The organism is Gluconobacter sp. Dm-44 (genome assembly GCF_018256175.1).
In the GTDB taxonomy this organism is placed as follows: domain Bacteria; phylum Pseudomonadota; class Alphaproteobacteria; order Acetobacterales; family Acetobacteraceae; genus Gluconobacter; species Gluconobacter cadivus.
In genome coordinates this window covers 1-5,529 of record NZ_JAERLZ010000038.1, presented here as the reverse complement: position 1 = coordinate 5,529, position 5,529 = coordinate 1, and the positions used below count along the sequence as shown (strand labels likewise).

3 protein-coding genes and 1 pseudogene are annotated in these 5,529 nt (G+C 42.4%); 2 read left to right on the top strand and 2 right to left on the bottom strand.

Features of this window, described 5'->3' with window-relative positions; translation table 11 throughout:
- Positions 1 to 309 precede the first annotated feature (309 nt).
- Both JK213_RS15680 and JK213_RS15675 read left to right on the top strand, forming a co-directional pair.
- The gene (locus tag JK213_RS15680; RefSeq protein WP_211571890.1) at positions 310 to 2,847 is read left to right on the top strand and encodes a hypothetical protein; all 2,538 of its coding nucleotides are present in this window, start codon (positions 310 to 312) and stop codon (positions 2,845 to 2,847) included.
- On the top strand, positions 2,847 to 3,947 hold the full coding sequence (locus JK213_RS15675) for a hypothetical protein (protein WP_249200759.1): 1,101 nt from the start codon (positions 2,847 to 2,849) through the stop codon (positions 3,945 to 3,947). Before JK213_RS15680 ends, JK213_RS15675 begins: the two co-directional genes overlap by 1 nt.
- 12 nt (positions 3,948 to 3,959) lie before the next feature.
- Here JK213_RS15675 and JK213_RS15670 read toward each other — a convergent pair.
- Together JK213_RS15670 and JK213_RS15665 are read right to left on the bottom strand one after the other, a co-directional pair.
- A protein-coding gene (locus JK213_RS15670; RefSeq protein ID WP_249200757.1) for an IS630 family transposase occupies positions 3,960 to 4,813 on the bottom strand; the annotation gives its coding sequence in 2 pieces (ribosomal slippage) (positions 3,960 to 4,477 and positions 4,477 to 4,813; 855 coding nt in all).
- A 383-nt stretch (positions 4,814 to 5,196) separates the two neighbouring features.
- Positions 5,197 to 5,448 (bottom strand): annotated as a pseudogene (locus JK213_RS15665) (IS5/IS1182 family transposase); the annotation flags it as partial.
- Positions 5,449 to 5,529 lie beyond the last annotated feature (81 nt).

Sequence of the window (5,529 nt, the reverse complement as noted above, 5' to 3'; positions counted from 1 at the left end):
AAATCCACAGTCCGGGAAAACGCTTCGAGCTGGTCACCAAGTCCGCTCAATCGAGCAAGCCGCTCTTCAACATCAAAAAAATCCCGCCCGCTCCATAGCGCTATTCCCTCAGTCAGAACCAGACGAATGGAATCACAGAGCTGCTTTCAAAACCAAGGGGTTTTTCGAACTCTTCAAATCGCCAAAACCCAGAAATCACGGGCCAAGCGGATCAATCAAGTGTTCTTCGATCCCTCTATCTTAACGTTTTATAAAATAAAGTCTCTTAAAGTTTTTCTCAGAAGTAAAAAACCTATAAGGTGATATAAAATGTCTATCGCTAAGTCAATTGTCAATATTTTTGAAAATCCAAGCACAAATGGACCTAACTTTAGATTTAATAATGGACAAGTCATTAATGGTATTGAACAATATCAGGATTCTATACCAAATCTTCCTGGAACTTTCAATGATGATTGGGATGTTACGCAATGGTGTTCGGGTTCCTATTTCGATCCAACATCTCCTATATTAGAAGATATAGAATTCAAAGATAATCTCTTAGGAACTCCTGTTGCAACTTGGCAGCAAGGAAGCATTAATGACGGCGCAGGAAATTCTAGTTTATCTATATACAATTCCTCTGAATCTTCGGATGCAAGCAAAGATGGAAGAATATTACCTGGGTATACTTATGGAATTCAAGTGCAAGGCGGCAACTTAAATGATGTTAATTTACAGACTTACAAAAATTTAAGTACTGATGTCACATTTGATCATCAAATTAATTTTACGGCTAATGAGCGTATCACTAATATAAGCGGAAGTACAGGACTTATTTCATTCGGAAATAATTTTACTGTAAATTTTAATACAGTAAAGAAAATTTCTGGAGTTCCTCAACTCGGTATTTTTCTACAATCCGTTGTCTATGACTCGCGTGGTGTAGAAACTGTTGAAGCAGGTTATTCATCATTAAATGGTTCCAACTCTGGAGGCAAAATCTATAGTCCGGGAGACTTGACAGCTATATCGCTTTATCTTGGATCAATGGAATATAACTATAACGGTGAATTAGATGCCTTTTCAGGAGATACATCGAGTTTTCATAATGTATCTATAAATCTAAACGCTGCACTTGATAAAGTAATTACTATACTTTCACGTCAAGATCCTCAAAATGCTTCGTACTATCAAGACCTTTCGAATTGGAACCTTACTGGGTCATATGTAGGGGGAGAGGCAGGTAATCTAGGTACTGCTCAACCATCAAATTCTAGCGCGACTATGGATATTAACGATATATCAATAACACAAGATTTATCATCTAACATAAAATATTCAGATAAAAGTCAAAAAATTCAATCTATCTCAGATCTACAGATGGAAGATAATCAAATTTCAACTACTACTCCATCTGATGGAGAAACAAATCTTCTTTTAAATTCTGGAAACGCAAATTCTTCGATATATACCTTAAAAAATCCGCAATACATCACGAGTAATGGAAATGATACTCTAACTATAGGATCAGGAACTGCAGCGAGTGTTCATGCCTTAGGTCTGTCTACAAACATCATTGGTAAGGGAGGATCGGCTACTATCGACGGAAACTCAGTTTTGAACGTTTCTGGAAATTTTTCATACTTCACATCAGAAAACATCAACTCTAACAGTGTATATAATATATCTATTAACACAGACATGAATCCATCAATTAAGTATGGAACTGTGAATTTTTCTTTAGAAGCGGCATCTACGCTAACTTTATCAACAGGATCAAATGCTAAATACAATATAAAACAGAATAATGATTCTAAATCTATTTTATTAACAGGAAATAATAGTGTTGAAGTAAATAATGAAAGCCAAGGATATCAAGTAATAGTTTCTGGTAACATTTCAAGTACTGGAAAACTTTTGGTAAATGGGGGAGGAAATCAGCAAGTCTGGACTGGCTCGCAAGATACGGTTTTTAACGCCTCAGATGCATCTTCTTTCGCGGGAGGTATCTTCTCTTCAAATAAAGGAAATATAAATTCTGCTTATATCGACGTTCAAGGTGGAACCACTAATGTAAATCTCAATACCGAGATGGTAACTATTTGGTCAAATGCAGGAACAACAAATGTATATGGTAGTTTAGCATCTTCTGCAAACGATCTGTTAGTCTCTCAAGGAGGAGACATGAATATTACAGGAGGAGCTGGGACCGAGACGTTGGTTGCTTTTCAGAATGAAACCAATCCTGAAGATGTAGCTAGTGTAGTGATGACAGCAGGGGCTGGCAGTCAAACTATTTTTAATTACGGCGTAGATTTAACTGTTAACGGAGGAGATAATAATAAAAGTAATCAGTTAATTATAGCCTCAAATTCTAAACAGGTTAAATCAATTAACTGTATTAATGGTGGTTCTGGGTACCAAGAAATTTGGTCAACGGCTCCAAATACTGTTATTAACGCTTCAACTTCAACAGCTAGTGGTTCGATCAAGGACGTAGTTCAAGGTGGGAATACTACATTTAATTCCGGAATAGAGAATGCACAAGTATTTGTTTTTGGCGGTTCACTTAACGCTAATCTAGGATATAATAATGGAATTGCATCTACAGGTAATGTGTCAATTCAAGGAGATATTAAATCAAATTTAAATATGACTATAAATGATTTCACATCATCTAACGATACACTTATTTTGACAGGACTGTCTGATGCACATGGGTATAAAATAACAGAAAAAGGAAATTCGGTAGTTATGACATTTGATAACTCCAACTCTTCTGTTATGATTGGTGGTGTAACACATGTAGATATTCATAATATCGGGGATAGCGCCATTCAAATTTATGTACCGGTGTCGCCGTGATGGTGCATATGCGTCTATTTTTACATCCTCTGATATCACATCGATATAAGATGGCTATCAGAGGGGATATACATTCGCAGAAGAGGTATGCTGCCATACGAAGTGCAGCTAAGGCTAATTTCCCAGACGCATGTCGTTATCTCGGAGCAAGTTATTTAAATGGTACTTTTGGGAAAAACACTTCTACTATTGCATCGGCACATTACTGGTTAAAAAAGGCAACAAATCTGGGAGATGTTCCGTCATGGTACTGGCGGGCTCGTCTTGCTCTACAAGCTATAAATTTCGAGGAGAGCTCGTTAGATTCTATTCTAGGATTACCCCATATTTCTACTAAAAATATTCCGCTAGGGCTTGATAATGCAATTCTATTTTGTGACCGTGGTAGAGACCTCGGAGACGCTCCTGCTACACGTCTCTTATGGCGTTTGATATACATAAAATTGAACAAAAATACTGATAAGGCAGTTTTTATCCTTCACCAGGAAGCTAAAAATAATCAACCTTGGGCTATGGTTGAGTTAGCGGATCGGTGTATTCAAGGAGATGATAGAGCCGCCTCTGCAGAAATTTCAACTAAAGATTCTATTAATTACTGGATTTCTATGGTTCTACAAACAAAAAATATAAATAATGGAAAAGCTCATCTTCTGATGGCAAGGGCGATTGAGCAGGGGATAATCACTCAAGATTCTACTATTTTGAGATGGCACCTAAAATCTGCGGCGGAGGATCAGATACCTGAAGCTTACTTTCGATATGGTGTTTTTCTATTAAAAGCTGATCGAGACACTTTGAGCGCTGAATCTTGGTTACGTAAGGCAACGAATGCGGGTTACTCGGATGCTGCAGCCACGCTTGGCGACTGGCTTACGATGGGATGTCAAGATGTAGAAAGTCATAAAGGTATATACTGGTATTTAAAAGCTATTGAAATGGGACATTTCGGGGCTATGCTACATGTTTCACGCATGGTACTGAGTGGAAGAAAGTATAATATTAAAAAAACAAAATTAAAAGAATGGCTGATAGAGGTAATAAATAATAGTAATTGTGAAATACAAATAAAAGAAGCTATTTTCCTGTCCGGGGTCTGTTAGAGCGGCTCCGCTTTAATCTGGTTCATATCCAGCGTCTGTAAAGAAGCTGGCGCATTGACTGGGAGTGAAAGCGGGAAGCATAGCGCCGACGGTATCCCACAGAGCACTGACAGTTCGTTCGGCTTTAGCGCGCAGCAAGGCTTTGAGTTTTGAGAAAGCCANCGCTGGAAGATTGTCCATCACGACGATATCACCCGGCTTCAGTGTCGGGATGAGAACGCGTTCGACATAGACCTGAAAGATCCTGCCATTCATGGGACCATCATGCACGAAGGGCGCGGTCAGGCCTGTCAGACGCAGCCCCCCGGTGAAAGTCGTGGTTTTCCAATGACCGTGCGGCACACCGGCGCGGCAACGTTCCCCGCGCAAGGCACGCCCGCGCAGACGGGCCATCTTCGTGGAGAGGCTGGTTTCGTCAATGAACACCAGACGCTGCGGATCAAGGTCAGGCTGGCGATCAAACCAGTCCTGTCGTCGCTTCAGAACGTCTTCACGCTCCTGCTCCAGTGCATGAGCGGTCTTTTTTTGAATGTCCATCCCTGTTGCCGCAGCCAGCGACTGAGCATGGTGCGACCGATCCCGACGGCCCGTTCGCTTTCCAGGCGCGCTATCATTTCGTGAAGCGTGATGTCTTTCTGCGCCTCGATCATGCCGGCAATGAACGCTTCATGCGCGTCCAGCCGTGATCCGCGCGGCTTGCCCTGGCGACGGGGCGTCCGCTCGCCGCTCTCACGTTCCCGACGCAACCAGCGGATCGCCGTCGAAATCCCCACTCCGAACCGCGCCGCAATCGAGCGGGCAGATGCTCCCGCAACTCCAGCTTCCAGAACACGCTCCCGAAGATCATCACTCAATGCTCGTGCCATCACCGTCTCCATCAATGAAAACGGTGAATCACAAGACCTCTTCAGTGTCACCTCTCGATTCAGAGTTCAGTGGAACCGCTCTAGTCCTTGAATAATAGAACGCACTGCATAGTTGTTTGTGATGAGCATGATGCAGTCTGTCTTTTCTGATACCGTCTGGTTCGTCTGGGAGACTTTGATCGAGGACATCCACTTCGAAGGGGAAGACCCTCGACCGCCGAGATCTACGATTTTCTGGCGCCATCAGAACGGGGAGGGATCGAAGAACCGTTGATTGATGTGCTTGGCTGGTGATTTCAGGCTTTTGGTGATTTGATTGACGGTTTTTGGGGTAGCTTTTGATCTGCGTTTTGAGCATACCGGGGACTGCCCACTCTGGATGACTACGCGCTCGCGCTCAATCTTTCGAGGAAGAGAAAGCGGCGCATATTATAGACAATATTGGCGAGCCCGATCCTCATGGTGGCCCGGGTGATACCGACAGTTCGGACGAACAGACCCATTTGCGATTTCTGACCCGCAAAGACATGCTCGACGCGGGATCGGATCACGGACTTTCCAGCATTCGATCTCTGGATATGTCGGGGCATAGGCTTGAGATGCGGCTTTTTCCTGTGGACCTGGAGGGATCGAAAAAAACCCTTGGCTCTGACCTGTTCTCTATGATTCCATTTCTCTTGCGTTGATTGGAGTATGGATCATGAAGCAGCCGGGTT

Excerpts from the sequence above, each read along its gene's own strand:
- JK213_RS15675 (WP_249200759.1), top strand. The coding sequence starts at position 2,847 with ATGGTGCATATGCGTCTATTTTTACATCCTCTGATATCACATCGATAT.
- JK213_RS15680 (WP_211571890.1), top strand. The coding sequence starts at position 310 with ATGTCTATCGCTAAGTCAATTGTCAATATTTTTGAAAATCCAAGCACA.